The sequence below is a fragment of the Henriciella sp. genome (genome assembly GCF_029937755.1).
Lineage (GTDB): Bacteria > Pseudomonadota > Alphaproteobacteria > Caulobacterales > Hyphomonadaceae > Henriciella.
Genome location: NZ_JAPYPG010000033.1, coordinates 1 through 1,125 on the forward strand (window position 1 = coordinate 1; position 1,125 = coordinate 1,125).

The window sequence follows — 1,125 nt, forward strand, 5'->3', positions numbered from 1 at the left end:
TCTACCAACCGTGGCGGCGCTTCACCCTGCTACTTGGCAGGTCGGTTTCTCCATGAGGGTATGACCAGAGCCGCCGCGCAGTGCCTGCGAACTCCTCAGCGGGACGTCACCCGCTGGGCGATGGCAGTGATCTCCACGACGAGTCCCGGGATCGCCAGGCCAGAAACTCCCACCGCAGTCCATGCCGGATACGGCTCCACGATGAACTCGTCCTTGACCTTCGGAAACCACTCAAGGATGCGGTCGACATCGCCGACATGGTGACTTGTGAGGGACACAATGTCGGTGAAGTCGAGACCCGCCTCCGCCAGTACCTCGCCCATGGCTGTGAACGCGATCCTCGCCTGCTCAGCAGCGTCCTCGGGAGCTGCTCCGTTCTCGTCGAGGCCGATCTGGCCCGCTATGAAGAGGAACCCACCGGCTTCAAATCCCGGCGAGAAGTGGTATTCGGTGTAGTCCGCCCGCATGGAAGTGGGAACGACGGACCGCCGGCGATTACGTGAGTTCGTCATCGGCTCTCCCTCTCAGCTGTCGTCGTCATGTCAGACCAATCGGCCAAGGACGTCGGCCGCCGCGATCTTGCCTGCCCGCAGGGCCCCCTCGATGTAGCCCGACCACATGGGTGCAGCCTCGGTGCCAGCAAAGTGGATCCGGCCGGCTGGCTCGCGCAGGGCCGAACCGGCGCTGCTCAGTAGTCCTGTCGGCATGAAGGTGACCGGCGCCCCACCTGTCCAGGGCTGAACGGTCCAGTCGGTCTCATGCACGTAGCGGACCTCTCGCGATTTCTGTCCGAAGTTGTTGACAAGAATCTCGATGAACCGCTTCTCGCGCTCGTCCGACGAGAGGGAGTGCCAGACGTCAAGGTGCTTCCCGCCGATGAATCCCACGATGGTTGCCAGGGAGTCGGTGGGCTTGCTGCCGTCAAACAACCAGAAGGCGAGATCTCCGCACTCGAAGACTGCCCCTGAGAGCCCCCGCTCCTGCCAGAACGGCTCGTCGTACCGAACCTGGATCTTCGCAAGCCTCCCCATCGGCGCTCTCGCCTGTAGTTGGGCGCGCTTGGCGGGAAGACCCCAGTGCTGGTGTGAGCAGCGACACTAGGTACGCCCGCTCGAGCCGAACTGT

Annotated in this window: 1 protein-coding gene and 1 pseudogene; both read right to left on the bottom strand. The window is 63.5% G+C overall.

The window, feature by feature from the left end:
- Nucleotides 1–95 precede the first annotated feature (95 nt).
- On the bottom strand, nt 96–512 hold the full coding sequence (locus Q1K29_RS18440; RefSeq protein WP_300396850.1) for a RidA family protein: 417 nt from the start codon (nt 510–512) through the stop codon (nt 96–98).
- A 30-nt stretch (nt 513–542) separates the two neighbouring features.
- A pseudogene (locus Q1K29_RS18445) lies at nt 543–1,058 on the bottom strand (FAD-dependent oxidoreductase); the annotation flags it as partial.
- Between the last annotated feature and the right edge of the window lie 67 nt (nt 1,059–1,125).

Bases quoted from the DNA above. Each gene is read 5' to 3' on its own strand.
- Q1K29_RS18440 (WP_300396850.1), bottom strand. From the start codon at position 512: ATGACGAACTCACGTAATCGCCGGCGGTCCGTCGTTCCCACTTCCATG.